Source organism: Corynebacterium minutissimum (assembly GCF_016889765.1).
Lineage (GTDB): Bacteria > Actinomycetota > Actinomycetes > Mycobacteriales > Mycobacteriaceae > Corynebacterium > Corynebacterium minutissimum_B.
Genome location: NZ_CP069533.1, coordinates 1,903,482 through 1,920,970, shown reverse-complemented (window position 1 = coordinate 1,920,970; position 17,489 = coordinate 1,903,482). Strand labels below are relative to the sequence as shown.

Here is a 17,489-nt window from a genome sequence, read left to right as displayed (position 1 = left end):
TAGAAAGGGGAACCACAATGTTCCGCCTTCAGCTTGGACGCACCGCCACGAAGATTATTGCCCCGGTCGCAGCAGCCGCCGCACTCTTCGCTGGTTCCATTAACGCCCCTGCTCAGGCTGGTAGTTCCTTCGGCGCCTTCAATCCGGCCTCCTTCGGCTTCGCCACCCCAGCCGCTGCTGGCCCGGTTGCGCAGGCTCCGTCCACCTCCGCCAGCGCCCAGGGTCTCATTAATCAAACTAATGCACACCGCAAGGCTAATGGCCTCGCTCCTCTGCGCGTTGATGCCAACCTAACCAACCTGGCACAGGACTGGGCCAACACCCTCAGCCGCGATGGCGTCACCCGCCACCGCCCGAACTACTGGACCCACTACCCTGCCAATCTGCCGGCTGGTGGCGAGAACGTTCTCCAGGCATGGACCGACTACAGCGATGCCCGCCTGGTGCAGCTGTGGATGGACTCCCCGGGCCACCGCAAGAACCTGCTTGACCCGCGCGCCAAGTCCGTGGGCATCGGCTTGGCCACCACCCCCGAAGGCAAGCTGTACGCTGTACAGAACTTCGGGCGCTAAACGGCGATAATTACGCACCGCACGTTTATCAAGAACGCCCCTCGGCCGACCGCTGCCGCCACGCCACTCTGGCGGCATCTCCACACGGTCGATGTGGTCACGTTTTGCCTCGGTGCCGTCGCGGTGTTAATCCACGAAGTCGAGCTGTACCTCCACAATGTTGTGGTCACTCGGGTACTCGTTGCCGGACTGGTTCGGGATGAGCTGAGCGGAGGTACCAATGGGAGCAAAAGATCGGGAGACGCTACCGAGCTCAGGCTCTGAGTAGCCCTCCTCCCTCTCCACGAGGGCGCCGCGGGTAAGAGCCCCACAGACCACCAGGTTCTTCACAAAGATGAAATCGATGCGGTCACGCGGTTCCTTGTCCAGCGGCTCGATGGGAGACCACGTATCACCCCACACCGTAGCGGCATCGGGGTAGATAGCTCGGTAGGCATCGGTAAAGCCAGCCTTGAGAGGCGCATCCGTAGGAAGCCACTGGTAATCCGGCCTATCACTGCGCTGCGTCCAGTCCATAGTGGCAGGGCTGTTGAAATCACCAGCGATAATGACAGGCGTGGAGGAGTCACTTAACTGGGCGGTCAGTTTCAGTATCTCTGCAATCTGTTCCTGTCGCTGGCGTTCCTCCGGCTGCGTATTAATTACCGTCGGGTCTTCGCCCTTCAGTGCGGCGTAAGGCCCGTAGTCCCACGGTGCCAAGTGCACAGACCACACCAGTACCCGGCGCGGAACTCCCGATGCAGCAGGTATCGCTACCCATGCTGCCGTAGCGTAGGGCGCGGTCGGGGTCTCAAGCAGCTCCACGTCGAAGGCAGTGGACACCGCGCAATCAAAGTCTTGCTGCGCGTGGTGGTGGCCGATTTCTTCGAAAACCGCGCGGGCGCAATCCTTGTAGCACTCCTGAGTACAAATGATATCGGCGCCGTGGTTGCGCACAATCTCCACCATTTTGCGGTGTCCGTCATCAACTTTTGTGCCGCCCCACCATAGGTTCCACGTTTGCAAGCTAAACATCTTATCTCCTCTTTTCTCTACAGGGTGAAAGTGCGTCGAGCAGCATCAAAGCCCACGGCGGCGAGACTCGCAGCCCGAGCAACGATGAGTTCAGAAGGCACGTCCGGGCCTAGGCCCACGACACGGCACCCGGCTGCAAACGCAGCGCGAGCACCCACAGCGGAGTCCTCAAAAGCCACAACTGTCTCAGGACTGTGTCCCATCGCGGCGCAGGCATTGATATATAGATCCGGCTCGGGCTTGCCACACTCCACATCATCGATGGTGAACATATGGGGCACATGCTTGGCGACGCCCACCCGGCCCAACATCGCTTCCACATCCACTCGACACCCATTCGTGGCCACCGCTATGGGGATCACGCCGTCCAGTGCTGTGAGCAGCTCCAGAACCCCAGGCATGGGCTCAGTAATAGAGGCGAGCGCAGTACTATAGCGGCGGCCAATCTCCTCTTCACACTCGTCGCGGCGCGAGCTTGTGGCGACAGCAAGACGTTCCGCAGCCTCGGCGGCGGTGATACCCTGCAGGCTACCTACGTCCTCAACACGAAGGTGACGCTCTTCGAGGAGTCGGGTCATTAAATCGAGCCAAACACGCTCGGAATCAATAAGTGTTCCATCGCAGTCAAAGACCGCAGCAGAACAAGTAAGCTCCGCCATTAATCGGTGACCTCGGAGGCGGGGAGGCGAAGCGCGACGTCGTCAATAAGCCCCAGTGTCACGCGTGCACCTACCGGCGTCTCAGAGGCCTCGCGGGATGGGATCTGAACGGTCCAGTGTCCGCCACGGGCATAAGGATGCTTCACGGATACACGGATGTGATCACCCATGTAGGCGTGATCGGTGACGATCGCATCGGACTTCTCGTCCGCAGTGAGCTGCAGAGCCTCCGGGCGGATGAAGACAATGTCATCTCCCTTGTCTGGGTCCATGCTCAGTGGCAGGTCGTCTGCGCTCGTCCATGCCTTCGGCACCGCAAATTCATTAATTGTTCCCACGAAGCGCGCCACGAAGGGCGAGGCAGGACGGGAGTACAGCTCTACCGGTGCGGCATGCTGCTCCACAATTCCGCCGTTCATGACAGCCACGCGGTCCGCGATGACGAGAGCCTCTGCTTGATCGTGAGTAATGAACAGCGTGGTGGTACCCATTGTTTGCTGTACACGGCGAATCTCATCACGCAGCTGGGAACGCACGGTGGCGTCAAGTGCGGAGAGAGGTTCGTCTAGGAGCAGCACCTGCGGCTCAATGGCCAACGCACGGGCCAGGGCCACGCGCTGCTGCTGACCACCTGAGAGCTGATCTGGGTAGCGGTCACCAAAACCTGGTAGGCCACAAACCTCGAGCAGTTCGGCTGAACGACGGTGCGAGGCTGCCTTGTCCATCTTGCGAATACGCAGACCGTACTCAATGTTTTCCGCCACGGTGAGGTTGGGGAACAACGAATAGGACTGGAATACCATGCCCATGTTGCGCTTATTTGCAGGGGTACGCACGATGGATTTTCCACCCACCAGAACGTCGCCGGAGTTCGGCGCTTCGAAACCAGCAAGGATGCGCAGTGTTGTGGTCTTACCGCAGCCGGATGGTCCCAGCACGGTGAGCAGCTCACCGGCCTTGATGTCGAGGTTCATATCCTTGAGCACAAGCGGGCCGTTGGCGGTGTAGGACTTGTTGATGCCCTGAAAGCTCACGGACAGCGGCTCAGACTTCGGTGCGATGGGAGCCGGGCTGTGGACGCGGTTGTCCGCGTTCTTAACGCTGGCTTTTGTCGTTGGTGTAGTCATGTCATCTTTCCTTGTCATGATGCGGACTGTGCAGGAGACGTCGCAGGTGTCGCAACGGCGGCGGCTGTGTCGAGGGTTTCTGCTTTCTCGGAGGCCTTCGAGCGGCGTGCGTTGCGCGCAGATTTCTTTCCCGCACGCTCGGCGGTCACCATAGCCAGTGCAAGCAGTCCCCACGTGATGAAGTTGGACAGAATGGATAGTGCAATGGATGCACGGAAGTTAGTGGCCGACAGCGTGGTCATGTACACCGGCAAGGTCCTCACGGACATCACGGAGGCCACGGTGTACTCCGCGAAGCCCAGTGCAAAGGCAAAGAATGCGGAGAACAAGATGGAGCCACGGATGTTTGGCAGCACGATGGAGAACAGTGTTTTCCATGTGCCGGCGCCGAGGCTTGACGACGCCTCAAAGAACACCTTCAGAGGAATCGAACTCAACGCAGCGTTAATTGAGCGGTAGGTAAACGGTAGGCACAGCACCACGTAGGTGCCGATGAGCGCGATGGGAAAATCATTGTTCTGCAACGTCATCGACAAAGCGTTAAGCGGGGTACCACGGCCGGTCGCAGACATAGTACGCAGGATCTGTAGCAGACCCGCCACTAGAGCAATGGCTGGGATGACCAGTGGGAGGGTACACAGGATAGACAGGGTTCCGCTGAGCTTTGGCGCCCATAGGTGCACGGCAACAACGGCCGGAACCAGGGTGATAATGAGAACCACCACGGTAGTGACCGCAATGATGACTGACAGACCTAGCGAAGAGTAAAAGGCTGAATCATCGAACAAGCCTTGGAACCCGGAGAGGGTGAACTGACCGTTGGCAAAGAAGGCATAGAGGATCATGGCCAGCTGGGGCGCTACGATGAAGACGCCAAGCAGCGCCACCGGAATCCAGGCCAGAGCTTTGCCGGTTTTAGGGCTTACTTGAGCCATCGTGCGCTCCTTTTCTGCAGGGCGTTAAAAGCCACGAGAGTGATGATTGCGATAACGGTGGTGGTCAGACCCATAGCCATAGCGATGTGCTCACCACCGCTGGTGGCAGAGGCACCCATCTCCGCAGCAATCTGCAGAACGATGAGCGGGAAGGTACCCGTACCGATGAGTACTGCTGCCGAGGCATGCGTGGCGAAAGCCGCGCCGAACTCCAGAATCCACACGCCAAGGATGGTCGGCGCCAGGATTGGCAGGCCGACACGTTTCCAGAAGGTCAGTGCAGAACCGCCCAGGGAGGTGTTCGCTTCCTTCCAAGCAGTACGCAGCGCTTTGATGGATGGAAGGATGAGCAGCACCACGGTGGGGATAAGGAAATACTGGTACATGAGGACCAAGCCTTTGATGGAGTACAGGGAGAATCCCTTGTCTACCGCCACGAGCAGCGAGACGAGGTAGCCGGTGTTGCCGGCTAGCACGATGAAGGAGAAGGCCAGCGGTGCTCCACCAGAGTTCGACAGCACCGAGGACACCACTGCGGTGACTGAGTCCAGTGCCTGGGACTTGATGTAGGTGATACACCACGCCACGATGAGACCGATAACCAGCGCTACGAGCGAGGAAATCAGAGACACCAGAACTGAGTTCCACATGGCGCGCAGCCGGTTGCCCTGCATCATGGCTTGGTAGTTCTCCGTGGTCCACGAACCATCGGAACCGCTTTGCAAGGAGGTAATCGCCATACCCACAATCGGCACGATGAAAAAGAGGGTAAGGATGATACCGAGTGGCAGCAGAGTGGCCCATGCGGCCTTCGAGGTGGAAGCCTTCTTGGCCTTTCCCACGGGGGCCGCGTGCGCTGTATCAGTCTTTGTAGTCATGGACTAGCCCATGACCTTTCCCCAGCCTTCAACCATGACTGGGTGCAGCTTATCGCGCTGCTCCAGTGACGGCTGCGGGTAATCCTTACGGGAGCCTTCCGGCAGGGCCTTGAGAGCTTCCTCGTTAACCGTGCCGGCATCAATCATGGACTGCAGGCGAACTGGCTTCACAAAGCCCTCAAGCAGTAGGTTCTGTCCCTCATCGGAGAAGAGGAACTCGAACCACAGACGGGCAACGGCCGGGTGCGGGGCATCATCGTTGATGGAGGCTGCGTAGTAGGAAGAGACGGTCTTCTCCGGCAGAGCAATCTGCAGATCAACACCGGAAGACTTGAGGTCGCGAGCAATCGGTGCGAGCAGGTAGTCCCAGTTGATAACAATCGGGGTTTCGTTGGTCTCAATGGTGCCGGCAGAAGCGGCTACCGGAAGAAAGTTACCGGTCTTCTTCAGCTCGCCGAAGAAATCGATACCCGGCTGAATGTCATCAAGGGAACCGCCATTGCCCAGGGAAGCAGCCATGACAGTCATGAAGCCGGCCTCACCGGACGTCGGGTCACCGGCCATGGCAACCTTGCCCTTGTACTCTGGGTTGAGCAGGTCATCCCAATCCTTCGGGCACTCCTTAACTTGGGAGGCGTCGCAGCCGATGGCCATGTTGCCGCCGAGGTGGTTGTACCAGGTGCCTTCTGCGGACTGCTTGTCCTTGTCAATGTCACCGACAGTCTCCGGAGCATACTCAGCCAGCAGACCGTCCTTGGAGGCCTGCTCGGCAAAGCCCACGCCGGTATCCAGGTAGTCGAGGGAGTTGTCCTGCCCCTTGCGGTTCTTGACGGCGTTGATGAGATCCTGGGATGCACCGGAGGACACGTCGTTGTTGATCTTGATGTCGTACTTCTCACCGAAGACCTTGAGCAGCTCACCATAGTTGGCCCAATCCTCGTAAAGGCCCATGGTGTTGAACTCACCCTCGGCCTGTGCGGCCTCGATGAGGGCGTCCATTCCTCCGCCCTCTTCCAGAGTGGTGGCTTCACGCCAGTTGGCGCTTTCCTCACTCTCTCCGGCGGAGGAGCAGGCGGTCATGGTGACAACAGTGAGTGCGGTCAGCGGAACGGCGAGAACTGTGCGAAGTGACTTCTTGAACATGAGAGTAGGTGCTTTCTGTGCCGAGGTTTAAAAACCTCACTAGTGAACTTTCCAACGACTAGGTAATCAGCACCTTATGAACGGCGGGTTAACTCCACGTGCAGATTTGACCAACAAAACAGATCCCCCGGTTTAACACCCCCCTCCCCACTTTCGCTGACCCCCATCAGCACATCCTAAAACAGCCCCCAGAGCTACAAATCGAAGCTTTGGTCGGACGTCCAATTCAACGAGTTGCTTGCCTCCGTATTCGACACCGCCAAAGACACCGAGTTAGGCAAATACTTATCCTCCGACCGCTCCAATGGCGTGCCAAAGCGGTCACGACTCACGCGTCGATGGACGAGCAGCGGTGTGCCTTCCACCGCTTGCAAGGCCGCCGCCTCCGCTTCCGTCACGGCCCCCACGCCAAATACGTGGTCCGCCGCAACGAACTCAACATCCTCTTCTGCTCGCAGGACGTTGGTCACCGACGGCGTGTCCTTAGGCAAATCTGCCACCAGCACACCGATACTCTGCGGGTAGTGCGTATGCTCCAGCATCACCGGCACACCGTCAAGCGTGCGCACACGCACTACATTGAGCACCGGTGCGCCTTCCTCCACGCGCAGCAACCGAGCGTCCAACTCACTAGCCTTCAGCCAAGACTGCGACAGAACCTCTCCCCCAGGTTCCTTGCCCTGGCTGTACGCCCACTGTGCAAAACTACGAAACTCCCCAAACTCTGACGAACTCCGCGGCGCACGCAGCACAATCTTCTTCGCCCCGCGCCGCGCGCTGAGCACGCCTTCCTCCACAAGCACCTTTAAGGCCTGACGCATGGTGCCTGGCGCGACTCCAAAGCGCTCCGCCAACGCCGCCTCCGACGGCAGGTAACTGCCCACAGGGAACACCTGCTTGTCGATGTCCGAGCGCAGCGCATCCACGATCTGCGCATAACGCGGGCGGCGTTTAGGTTGCTGCTCAGGCATGGTCCGGTTTCCTTTCACGTACGGCAGCTTCACAACCACAGTAGTCAACTACAAAGTAGGGTTCATTCTTCACTTCGCGCTCAAACAAAATGAAGCAATGCGCAGCACCATTGGGATGTGCAACTTCGGCGCTCAATATCTGCAACCACGTTATAGTGAACCTATGCTCACGCGACTCGAAGTAGACGGTTTCAAAAATCTCAAGGATTTCAGTGTGGATTTTGGCCCCTACACGTGCATCGTCGGGCGTAACGCTGTCGGTAAGTCAAACATCTTCGATGCCATTTCCTTCTTCGGCTCCACCGCCAGTTCGAAGCTCAATGACGCAGCCGTCAGTCTTCGTGGTCTTCGCGGAGACATTGGTGAAATTTTTGGAAGCGACGATAATCGCATCAGCTTCGCAGCGGAAATGATTGTTCCGCCGGCGTTTTACGACGATTTTGGGCAGGAGGTTGATGTCACAACGACTTATCTTCGTTATGAGCTCGACATCAAGCTCATCGAGGAAACCGGCAGTCTAGGACAGATCGTTCGAAAAATTCAGTTAGAACGGGAAAGGCTCGCCCCACTCACAAAGGGTGACGCCAAAGCACGACTTGGCTGGGCAAGTGACAAATTCAGGAAAACCGCCATCAAAGGTAAAGGTTCCACGAAGCCCTTCATATGGCCAACTGATGACGGTTTCATCGAAGCAACGTCCGGACAACGAGGTAGGAATCCACGCAGTCCGCTCAGCGAAGCAGGTAACACGGTGCTTTACGCCTTTGGACGAAATTCAGACTACTCAGCGATTTACGCTGCCTGTTTGGAACTGAGTTCGTGGAAACTGCTCGGTCTTGAGCCCAGTGCTATGCGCTCACCCAGCGCGATGAACGGACCAACTGAAATCGATGAACGCGGCTCCAATCTTCCAGCTACATTGGCGCGACTTTCCCAAGTCATGGGTTCTCAGGCCACGGTTCAGCTCGAAGACACGCTGTTGGATCTCGTCGATGTTCGCAAGCTCGACCTTGATATCGACAACTCACGTCAGCTGATTACCTTGCAAGCTCAAATTGGCAACGCTCCTTTGCTCCCTGCACGTGCACTTTCCGACGGAACCCTCCGGTTCATTGCATTGGGGTTGCTTGCCATCGATCCCACTGCACGCGATGTCCTGTGTTTCGAAGAACCCGAAAACGGAATCTACCCCGATAAGCTCCACGCAATGTATGAGTTGCTGCATGAACTTGCGGTAGACCCTTCTGAAGAAGTTGGGGAGGAAAATCCCCTGCAGCAAATGATTGTTAACTCTCACTCCCCTGCCTATCTTTCCCTGCACCAGGAGAAATGGGATGAGTTGCTGGTGGCCGAAGGCCGTCGACGAGACAACTCACTTCGGCTACTTCCAGTTCAAAGCCGGAAGAATTGGCGTACTAAGGATCCCACGACCCCTGCAGTCATCACTACTGCCGTCGATGAAATCCTCACCGTGTCTCTGAAACGCCCGTACGAGGTGGCTTAATGGCTGAGCCATATATCTACGCGCAGCTCCTCCGCGAAGGTTCCAGTGACGATGGCCTCCGATCGATCCTAGAGGCAACCCTCTTGTCTGTCGGATGCGATCTCAATTCACGGGTTGAAATTGCCCCTTACCCCAGTGGAGATAAGACTGTGCTCGGTGGTTTGAACAATCTCCTCAAACAAGTCCAACCTCATGTTGTTTTTGTTCACCGCGATGCCGACAATGCCGGTGCCGATGACCGCCTAAAGGAAATCCAGGAAGCTGCGAACCAAGCCAGTATCGACACCGCCACAGATGCCCCGGTGATCCCTGTCATCCCAGTTAAAGAAACCGAAGCCTGGATCCTGTGGGCTCTCCATCACCCCGAGTTTCGAAGCACTATCCCGGGGATGGATTCCCCAGATCTGGTTCCATACAAGACCATTGAGCATTGCTCAGCTAAGGAACGACTCTTCGAAATCCACAGTAAATGGGCCGAAGATCGCGGAGGAAAACGGAATCGCCGGGACCGCTTTGAACGGGATCGTTCAACTTGGTTGCAAAACATCACCAATGTTAGCTATCTCAAAGGCTGTCCCTCTTTCGAAGAGCTCTACAGAAGGTGCGAAGACCTAATTCGGACTCTCTAATGGCACCTGTCCAATAGACCGGTCACGTCGGAAACAGGTCGCGCAAGCTGCTCGATTCTTAAACCGGCAGCAGTTCCGAAGCCTCCCCGACCACTCTCACCAGAAGCACGTCACGGGCACGCGAGGCCGCCACGTAGAGCAAGGCCCTCTCGCGCTGCAGCGCTTCATCGGCCTCGGCGGGCGCTAGGCCCTTCAACAGGTAGCGCTGCGGCAAGGCCTCGCTGCTCACGTCGAGCAGGATAACGTGCGTGAACTCCAAGCCCTTGGCGTTGTGCATCGTCATCACCGCCACCGGGCGCTCCCGGGAGGTACGCCGCCCCGTGCTCAACCGCCAAGTTAGCCATAACCAAATTGGAGAAGGCCATGGCGGAGCAGTCTGAGTTTCAGAAAGAAGCGTTTGGCAAGGAACAAGCACAGCTTCTCGACGAACTAAAGAAGGACTCCACTGAGCGAAAAGAGTCTTTGGATCACGAGATTTCCTTTGCCAATGAGGAACGCGAAAAGAAGCACGCCGAAGAAGAGGCCGCGCGCGAAGCTGCAGAAGCCGCGCAACGTGAAGCAGAAGAAGCAGCTCGCCGTGCGGAACAAGAGGCCGCGGAGGCTGCCCGTCGTGCGGAGCAGGAAGCCCAGCAAGCTGCACCCGCCTACCAAGTGCCAGCTGCACCGGCGCCCGGCAATCCGGTGGACAACTACACAGGTTGCCGCGCCTACGGTGGCAACTACGCAATGACCAGCGTTGATAAAAAGGGACGCCCCTACGCCAAGATTGATTGCACCACACGCGTGCAGATTGGATAGATTGGGAGCACTGCGAACTTCAATAACAGGACTCCCCATGAAACACGACTTCGCCCTCCACACCCCGCGGCTTTCATTGTCGGTGCCTACGGATACCGACATTGACGCCGTCTTTTCCATTCACTCGGATGCCCGTACGTACGAGCACCGACCTGAACTTGCCATGAAGACTAGAGAAGAAGCCGTGGAGCTATCTCGCGCATGGCAAGCCAATTGGCGTGAGAAGCAGCTGGGTTATTACGTGGTATCCACGCTTGATGGCAGGACCGTAGGCTTTACCGGTGTGCGTCATAGCGAGGAAGCAGGTGAAGAAGTGCTCAACCTTTACTACCGCTTCGCACCCGAATCCCAAGGGAAAGGCTACGCCAAGGAGGCGGCTGCCGCTGCAATTACCAGTGCGCGCGAGCGCTTCCCACAGCTTCCTGTCGTTGCCATCATCGATCCCACCAACGAGGCGTCGATTGCCCTAGCCTTGAAGCTCGGTCTGCAGCACGTCCCCGGCGCAGGAGTGCCGAATGACTACGAGGTGTACAGGCTTTCTTAGAGCTAGGCGCCCCACGCCTCTCATCCCTCAACCGGGTACCGCTTATCATCGGTAAAGCACTGACACATCACGTCGTCGTGTGAGTCAAGGACCGCCTCAAGTGTGCCCACATCCTTGCTTGCTGCATTATCCGACTGGCTGTTCGACCCTCATGTTCGAATCATTCGCAGCGATGTCCAACCCCACCCCTACTGTCAAAGATGCCCCCTACACAGAAGGCTGGAAACCCGCCCTTCTTCCCTATCACTCTGGGGCCGCGCCGCCACTTCCCATTGCTTTGCGGCGCGGCCCCTCCGTGATACGCGTACGTTCTCTAACCTAGAGCCGTATTATGAGATCCGCGAGGGCGGCAACGGCGCCCTGTCAGGCGGCAGAACCTTGGGGTACTTCTTGGAGGCTGCAGTCTGGCCGGCAGCGAGTGGTTCTACATCACTCTCGGTGGTGGCTGCTGATCCTTCGCCCGGCGTGGGGCGCCAGGGAGTGGGGTCCCAGTGCCCGTCGACAAGCTTGCGCTGCGATACCCAACCCAGCACGAAGACAGCCGCACCGCACAGCGCAACGAAGACGAGGCCCAGGGCGCCATTGGCGCGCGTGGACCAGCCCAGAAGGAGGCCGAACCAGCCGAAGTCAGCGTCACCAAATGTCGTGTTGGCAGAGCCAAAGGAGCCAAGGACGCCTAGCAGGAAGGCCGGAAGGAAGGTGATGAGCAGACCGTTGACAAAGGCACCAAAAATTGCGCCACGACGCCCACCCGTGGCATTGCCATACACACCGGCCGCACCACCGGTAAAGAAGTGCGGTACAAGACCAGGAAGAATCAGCGCAACGCCGAAAGCCGGATTAAGCCACAGCGACAGAACCGCCAAGCCAATGAGGCCGCCGATGAAGGAAGAAATGAAGCCCACCAAAACCGCGTTCTGTGCATACGGAAAGACAATCGGCGCATCAAGCGCGGGGATAGCGCCGGGGACAACCTTGGCTGCAATACCCTGGAATGCAGGAACGAGCTCGCCCAAAATGGTGCGCACACCAAACAGAATTACCGCCACGGCAACACCGAACTGAAGGCCCTGAGTAAAGGACTGCATGAGATAGTTGCCCACGTTGGTTGCACCACCTTCAAAAGCGGTGAATGCCTCTTCGGAACCGGCACGGGCGATGAACAAAAGCGCAAGGACGATGTACATCAGCGCCATAGACAAGGCTGTTGCAACCATGGAATCACGAAGGAAGCGCAGGCCCTCAGGAAGTTTGAGCTCCTCCGTGGAAGGCGACATCTTCTTTCCTTTGCCGCCGACGGCCTTGCCCACCGCACCTGCTGCGAGGTATCCGGCCGTACCGAAGTGGCCGATGGCAATCGAATCATCGCCGGTGATTCGGCGGGTCCACGGATGCGCAATCGCCGGCAAGGAGACCATCAGGATACCGAGCAGCACGGCGCCGAAGAGGACGACGATCCAGGAAGAGTAGCCAGCCGGGGCCAACACCATGGTGAGCATGGTAGCCATGAACAGAACGTGGTGGCCGGTCAAGAAGACGTAGCTCATCGGGGTGAAGCGGGCGAGCAGCAGGGACACAACGAAGCCGAGAATCATGATCCAGGCGACCTGGCTACCAAACTGCTCCTGGGCAATGCCCACGATCGCCTCATTGGTAGGAACCACGCCTTGAGCACCGGTTGCACCCGCGATCATTGTTCCCAATGGTTCAAGCGATGCCACAACAAGGCCGGCGCCGGCTCCAATGAGCAGGAAGCCCAGTGTCGCTTTGATAGCGCCGCCCAGAACTTGGCCCACACCGCGACCCATCGCGGCGAGACCCACAGCGGTAATGAGACCGATCAGAAACGCTGGGACCGAAAGGATCTCATTAACAACAAAATTTGCGATTGATAGTAGGAAATCCATTGTAGGCCGCCTTAAACGTCGTAAAGCTCGCGCAGAGCCCCATCAATTTCGGACATGGACGTGAAGTCCTCGATAACGTGAACGGGCACGCCCACATCACCGAGCGTGGCAGCAATCTCCCCCGAGGTCAGTAGGAAGTCAGCCTCCTTGGCGCGGCCTTTGGCCGAGATGGTGTCGGTCGCTTCGACGTCGAGGTACGGGCCCCATCCCCACGCATCAAGTACTTGTTCAAGAGTATTTTTGAGGAAGAGTGAGGTGCCCAACCCATTTCCACACACGGTCAAAATCTTGCCTTTGGAAGCCACGGAGTCACTATTCTTCGCGGTGTGCGCAGTCTCTTGCTGCGGTACCGCAGCAACCGGCTGAGTGTCCTTCTTTTTCTTGCCCGCGGACTCAAGCACCTGGCGCAACTCTTCCTCACTGGAAACGTTGTCCAAGGCGCCGTGCGTTGCGGGATTCCCCAGAATTCCAGCTAGTTCCTTCATGGCGGCTAGGTGTTCGGAGGAATCACGGGCCGCGAGTGCAACGACAAGCATGACCGGATCATTGGATTTGTGGCCGAACTCGACAGGTTCAGCAAGACGTACCCAGGACAGCGCTGTGTTCTTGACGGCCTCTGAGGGACGAGCATGCGCAAAAGCAAAACCGGGTGCCACCACAATATAAGGCCCGTTTTCTTCAACCGAGGCCACCATTGCGGCCGTGTACTCCTTGGTGGCATTGCCGGAATCTTCCAACAGCCCGCCGGCAAGGTGTATTGCCTCGCGCCAATCCTTAGCATGGCCATGCAGCTCAACGGCTCCCGGCGCAAGCAATGTAGTCAATCTGGACATTGTGTTAGTCCTTCTGGTTAGCAGGTACCGGCGACGATGTGATCACCGGTCTTGCTCATAGTTATTACCAGTTCAAAGGACGTAGACAAAGCACCCGTGAGGTCGACTGTTAGTTGGCCGCGGTGAGTTGCTCCATAGCTGCGGCTTTGAAACTGGGGCCGCTGTTTACGGAGCCCTATTGCCAGGAACTCGGTAATAAAGACTTTAAGTAGCGAATGATGTCTTCCAGTACCGGCTTGGGAGTAAAGGCGAACAGCGCGGCCGCTATTGCGGTTACCACCCCGATGACAATGGCTGCCCCATGCGAAGAACCAATCGACGATTCTCCTGTCTTTCCACCATTTGCTGGACCGTTTGGATTTTCGGAAATTTTCAAAGGCGAAAGCTCGCGGTGCCGCTTGATGTACTCGGAAAAGACATCGACGTCGATTGCCGTGCCCTCAGAAGTCACAGGCGCATCGGCAAATGAATCGACCTTGTCGCCACCATTGACGACGTAGTTACTAATAGCCAGCGAGTAGGTGGACTCCATTTCCATGGGAGTTCCGTCATCGAGCTTTATCGCACTGACGCGTTCACCAAACGGCGCAGACAGGTCGTATTCAAACGTGAATCCAGCAGTTCGTGGAAAGCCGTTCCCACCGTCCGGGTTGGATTCGATTCCTTTTTCCAACGCGTCTTTGATCTGAGCACCGGTTGCTTGAATTGAGATTGGTGAGTTGCCAAAAGGGAGAACCGATTGAGCATCGCGACGGGTCAGGGCCCCTTCTTTCATGTCAGCACGCTGGCCGCCACCGTTCTGCCATCCGAGTTGGGTATCAAAGTGTTCACGGTATGCATCCGCTACCAAGGGCCCAAGTTCTGCTTTCGATAAAGGCTGGGTCGCAGTGCCGAGTTCCTCGCCCAGTTGGCGGTCTAGCTCCCCGTAGAGCTTCTGGGAACGGGCCTTCCACTCTTCGTTAGCGGTGAGCGATGGATTGACCGGGTGATTCACGACCTTCACTGTGCGCTTCTGAGTGGAACGGTCAACAGTAATGTCAAGGTGAACCAGCGTTCCGTAATCAGCACGCGGTGCAACGATCGGGCGTTCATCGGCAGTGTAAGTTACTTCTTCTGGTGACTGGGCCTCGTTTTCTTCACGCAGTGCTGCTGCAAGCTCCGGAACCTCTTCCATGACCCGCGTAGTGTCTTCCTTTGAAATCTGGCTCAGCAACACAATTGCATCCACGCCTTCTTCCTCCAGCTTGTCTACGCCAGCACGCGTGGAATCGACGAAATCTCCCATAACAACTTCCTTGGCAGCTACAGTCCGATCAAGGTCCGCGGTCAGGGATACAAACCCCACCGTGAGTTCGCCGGACTTGGCAGTGTAGGTAGTCCCGTCCTCACTGATCGGCTCACCATTCTCAGTAGTCAGATTGCTGGAAATCCACGGAAACTCAGCTTTTTCGATAAGGCTGCGAGTGTGGTCCAAGCCGTAATCAAAGTCGTGGTTACCAAAATTGCCAACGTCCACACCAAGCTCATTAAAGGCCTCTACAAAAGGCTCACCGCGAAATACCGAGCCAAATAGGCTTCCAGCGGCCAGTTCCCCACCGAAAGCAACGATGGGATCGCCTTCTTTTTCCCGGAGAGTGTCGAGTGCAGTTGCCAAGTAAGCGATACCACCCTGGTGGCTGCCGTCATCCCACGCACGGGGCTCAAACTCCTTCATGTCTTGGAAGTAGACAACGTCTCCAGAAGCCATAGCCGGCTCAGCGGGAACAGATTCAGCTGCGACGGCGCTTGCTGCGTTAAGTGAGAAGAGGGTGGTCAAAGCCAGAAAGATGTGACGATTGCGCATAGAGGAATCTTGTCTTGTCTTGTTGGAGGAGTTCAGAAATAGGAGGGAAATCGAGATGAATTTTCGGAGTCTACATGGTTACTAGCAGCCCCCTCTTCCTATACGGCTGAATAGCGCTGGTCTAATCCTCAATAACCTTTCACTCCTTTTCCCGAGCGGGGCGTTCGACCCGCATGTTCGAATCATTCGCAGCGATGTCCATCCCCGGTCCTGATGTCAAAGACGCCCCTACACAGAAGGCTGGGAATCCGCCCTTCTTCCCTATCACTCTGGGGTCGCGCCGCCACTTCCCATTGTTTAGCGGCGCGCCCCCCTTCAAACTTCAAAGCTCTTCATAAACCTCATTAACTTCAAAGAATTCACAAACTTCATAAACTTCACAAGACTTCAAAAGCACGGCAGCCTGGAGTCTGACCAAAAGCCTTCGCCTCCTTGAGGAAATTTTCTTCCCTACCGCCGAAGACTTCGAAACCCCGCAACGACACCCCACTCCCGTGCGCTGCACGCCACGCCTACCCCCGCACCCCGATCCCTACTATTCGCGCAGAGTTTCCACTCTGCCCAAAATTATGCACCCAGCTCACTGTCGGGCCGCGGTGGCTGGCACCGTGAGAGTCGTCGCAGTGATGGAGGGATGGGGCGTCGGCAAGCACGGCACGAGGCTGCCCCACTTCCCCATCAGTAATACATGAATAAAAATGAATAATATTATGCACAGTGCCGCAAAACCTGCGTCTACGTGGCCTTTCTGTCGCCCACGGAGGCTTGAAAAAACGCTCACCCTCCATACACTTGTCACATAGTTCACAGTTCAATAGTTCTGGTGAACCAGTTCACCATGTTGAAGGATGGCGCTGTGCACGCGCCAAGAAAGGTTGAAACACATGACAACTCCCCCATTGGGCGTCTGGTCCGAGGTCGGCAAGCTTCACCAAGTAATGGTGTGTGCGCCGGGGCTCGCGCACGAAAGGCTTACTCCCAACAATTGCGCCGAGCTGCTTTTCGACGACGTCCTCTGGGTCGACGAAGCCAAGAAGCATCACGCGGAGTTCGTCGCCCAGCTGCGCAGCTACGGCGTCGAAGTGCTGGAGATGCACAAGCTCTTGGAAGAAACTCTGGACACCCCGGGTGGTCGGGATTTCATCCTCGACTACAAGCTCCTCGATAGGAATGTGGGTGCGGGCATTGGCGGCGAGCTTCGCCACTGGTTTGAGGATATGCCCACCAAGCGCCTTGCCGAACTACTCATCGGGGGCGTGCCTTTCGCCGACATTCCGGAAGGCCTCGGCCATGGCATCATCGATACGATGCGGGATGTTTACGGACCCGCAGCGTTCGCCCTGCGCCCGCTTCCCAACACGCAGTTTTCCCGCGACAATTCGGCATGGATCTACGGCGGCGTTTCGCTAAATCCCATGCGTTTGCCGGCTCGTCACCAGGAAACCATGCTTACTCGCGCAATCTACAACTACCACCCACGGTTTGCGCAGGCAGACTTCCAATTCTGGTACGGCAATACCGATGAGGAGCCGGGGCTGGCAGCTCTGGAGGGCGGAGACATCATGCCGATTGGTAAGGGCATCGTCCTCGTCGGCATGGGCGAGCGCACCACGTGGCAGGGCGTGAGCCAGCTGGCCATGCGGCTCTTCGAAGAAGGTGCCGCCAGCAAGATCATTATCGCCGCGATGGCGAAAGACCGAGCATCCATGCACCTCGATACCGTCTTCACCTTCCTCGACGCTGACAAGGTCACCGCTTATCCGAAGGTTGTGGACACCATCCGCCCCATCGTCCTGCACCCCTCCACCGACACCGCGCCTTTCGACGTCGAACTGCCCACCGACTCCTTCCTTGAGGTCGTCGCCAAGGCGCTCGGTATTGGCGCCTTTGAGGTCGTAGAAACGGGCGGGGATACCTACACCGCTGCCCGCGAGCAATGGGACGACGCCAACAACGTTGTAGCAATTGAACCCGGCGTCGTCGTGGCCTATGACCGCAACAAGCACACCAATAAGAAATTGAGAGCCGCAGGCATAGAAGTAGTAGAGATCGGCTCGGCTGAACTTGGCCGCGGCCGCGGTGGCGGCCACTGCATGACCTGCCCGATTATCCGCGAGGCCGTTGAATATTAG

The 17,489-nt window shown here is 57.4% G+C and carries 16 protein-coding genes and 1 pseudogene; 6 read left to right on the top strand and 11 right to left on the bottom strand.

Going from position 1 to position 17,489, the window contains the following annotated elements; all coding sequences use genetic code 11:
• The first annotated feature begins 17 nt into the window (after positions 1-17).
• Complete coding sequence (locus tag I6J26_RS09040; protein WP_115021314.1) at positions 18-572, top strand: CAP domain-containing protein; 555 nt, start codon at positions 18-20, stop codon at positions 570-572.
• Positions 573-698: 126 nt separating this feature from the next.
• Here the strand turns inward: I6J26_RS09040 and I6J26_RS09035 are convergent, their stop codons facing one another.
• The 7 genes from I6J26_RS09035 to I6J26_RS09005 all read right to left on the bottom strand — a co-directional run bounded on the left by I6J26_RS09035 (position 699) and on the right by I6J26_RS09005 (position 7,299).
• Positions 699-1,586 carry an endonuclease/exonuclease/phosphatase family protein gene (locus I6J26_RS09035; protein WP_115021313.1) on the bottom strand — a complete coding sequence of 296 codons (888 nt, stop codon included), beginning with the start codon at positions 1,584-1,586 and terminating at the stop codon, positions 699-701.
• A 17-nt stretch (positions 1,587-1,603) separates the two neighbouring features.
• Positions 1,604-2,245: an HAD family hydrolase gene (locus I6J26_RS09030; protein ID WP_115021312.1), complete on the bottom strand. Its 642-nt coding sequence runs from the start codon at positions 2,243-2,245 to the stop codon at positions 1,604-1,606.
• The gene (locus I6J26_RS09025; protein WP_115021311.1) at positions 2,245-3,372 is read right to left on the bottom strand and encodes an ABC transporter ATP-binding protein; all 1,128 of its coding nucleotides are present in this window, start codon (positions 3,370-3,372) and stop codon (positions 2,245-2,247) included. The genes I6J26_RS09030 and I6J26_RS09025 overlap by 1 nt, the downstream gene beginning before the upstream one ends.
• 14 nt (positions 3,373-3,386) lie before the next feature.
• Positions 3,387-4,307: an ABC transporter permease gene (locus I6J26_RS09020; RefSeq protein ID WP_115021310.1), complete on the bottom strand. Its 921-nt coding sequence runs from the start codon at positions 4,305-4,307 to the stop codon at positions 3,387-3,389.
• Positions 4,295-5,185 (bottom strand): ABC transporter permease, encoded by an 891-nt coding sequence (locus tag I6J26_RS09015; protein WP_115021309.1) that lies wholly within the window; start codon positions 5,183-5,185, stop codon positions 4,295-4,297. The genes I6J26_RS09020 and I6J26_RS09015 overlap by 13 nt, the downstream gene beginning before the upstream one ends.
• A 3-nt stretch (positions 5,186-5,188) precedes the next feature.
• A complete protein-coding gene (locus I6J26_RS09010; RefSeq protein WP_181815341.1) occupies positions 5,189-6,328 on the bottom strand; it encodes an extracellular solute-binding protein in 1,140 nt (379 codons plus the stop codon).
• A 194-nt stretch (positions 6,329-6,522) separates the two neighbouring features.
• On the bottom strand, positions 6,523-7,299 hold the full coding sequence (locus I6J26_RS09005) for a GntR family transcriptional regulator (protein ID WP_115021308.1): 777 nt from the start codon (positions 7,297-7,299) through the stop codon (positions 6,523-6,525).
• Here I6J26_RS09005 and I6J26_RS09000 point away from each other — a divergent pair.
• Together I6J26_RS09000 and I6J26_RS08995 are read left to right on the top strand one after the other, a co-directional pair.
• Positions 7,298-8,803: an AAA family ATPase gene (locus I6J26_RS09000; protein ID WP_115021307.1), complete on the top strand. Its 1,506-nt coding sequence runs from the start codon at positions 7,298-7,300 to the stop codon at positions 8,801-8,803. The two genes, I6J26_RS09005 and I6J26_RS09000, sit on opposite strands and share 2 nt — an antisense overlap.
• Positions 8,803-9,432, top strand: a complete 630-nt coding sequence (locus I6J26_RS08995; protein ID WP_115021306.1) for a hypothetical protein — start codon at positions 8,803-8,805, stop codon at positions 9,430-9,432. The genes I6J26_RS09000 and I6J26_RS08995 overlap by 1 nt, the downstream gene beginning before the upstream one ends.
• Before the next feature lie 58 nt (positions 9,433-9,490).
• On the opposite strand, the pseudogene I6J26_RS12985 reads toward I6J26_RS08995, so the two are convergent.
• Positions 9,491-9,724, bottom strand: a pseudogene (locus tag I6J26_RS12985) (3'-5' exonuclease); the annotation flags it as partial.
• A 71-nt stretch (positions 9,725-9,795) separates the two neighbouring features.
• Between I6J26_RS12985 and I6J26_RS12930 the strand changes: the two are divergent.
• Both I6J26_RS12930 and I6J26_RS08980 read left to right on the top strand, forming a co-directional pair.
• Positions 9,796-10,230: a hypothetical protein gene (locus tag I6J26_RS12930; protein ID WP_239121752.1), complete on the top strand. Its 435-nt coding sequence runs from the start codon at positions 9,796-9,798 to the stop codon at positions 10,228-10,230.
• Between the two features lie 37 nt (positions 10,231-10,267).
• Positions 10,268-10,774, top strand: a complete 507-nt coding sequence (locus I6J26_RS08980; protein ID WP_115021305.1) for a GNAT family N-acetyltransferase — start codon at positions 10,268-10,270, stop codon at positions 10,772-10,774.
• Between the two features lie 329 nt (positions 10,775-11,103).
• On the opposite strand, the gene I6J26_RS08975 is transcribed toward I6J26_RS08980, so the two are convergent.
• The 3 genes from I6J26_RS08975 to I6J26_RS08965 form a co-directional block, all read right to left on the bottom strand.
• Positions 11,104-12,681 (bottom strand): PTS ascorbate transporter subunit IIC, encoded by a 1,578-nt coding sequence (locus I6J26_RS08975; protein ID WP_115021304.1) that lies wholly within the window; start codon positions 12,679-12,681, stop codon positions 11,104-11,106.
• An 11-nt stretch (positions 12,682-12,692) separates the two neighbouring features.
• Positions 12,693-13,514: a PTS sugar transporter subunit IIA gene (locus I6J26_RS08970; RefSeq protein ID WP_115021303.1), complete on the bottom strand. Its 822-nt coding sequence runs from the start codon at positions 13,512-13,514 to the stop codon at positions 12,693-12,695.
• 175 nt (positions 13,515-13,689) lie between these two features.
• Positions 13,690-15,357 carry a bifunctional metallophosphatase/5'-nucleotidase gene (locus tag I6J26_RS08965; RefSeq protein ID WP_115021302.1) on the bottom strand — a complete coding sequence of 556 codons (1,668 nt, stop codon included), beginning with the start codon at positions 15,355-15,357 and terminating at the stop codon, positions 13,690-13,692.
• Between the two features lie 884 nt (positions 15,358-16,241).
• On the opposite strand from I6J26_RS08965, the gene I6J26_RS08960 reads away from it, so the two are divergent.
• Entirely contained in the window at positions 16,242-17,489 is a 1,248-nt protein-coding gene (locus tag I6J26_RS08960) for an arginine deiminase (RefSeq protein ID WP_115021301.1), read from the top strand.